Genomic DNA, 236 nt, shown 5'->3' on the forward strand with positions numbered 1-236 from the left:
CGGTCCACGAGGAGGGCCATCTCGTAGCCGACGAGGCCGATGTCGCACTCGGGGTGCGCGAGCACCGCGAGCGAGGACCCGTCGGAGACGGACATGAGGAAGAGGAATCCCCGGTCCATCTCCACCACGGTCTGGTTGACGGCGCCGCCCTCGAAGATGCGCGAGGCACCGGCGGTCAGCGAGGTCAGACCGGAGGCCACGGCCGCCAGCTGGTCGGCGCGGTCACGGGGGAAACC

1 protein-coding gene is annotated in these 236 nt (G+C 70.8%); it reads right to left on the reverse strand.

The genetic code is table 11. From position 1 onward, the window contains the following. Window positions 1–236: roadblock/LC7 domain-containing protein (locus VR44_RS36345; protein ID WP_045951932.1), on the reverse strand; the 236-nt coding region annotated here is incomplete at both ends.

This window comes from Streptomyces katrae (genome assembly GCF_000966975.1).
Taxonomy (GTDB): domain Bacteria; phylum Actinomycetota; class Actinomycetes; order Streptomycetales; family Streptomycetaceae; genus Streptomyces; species Streptomyces katrae.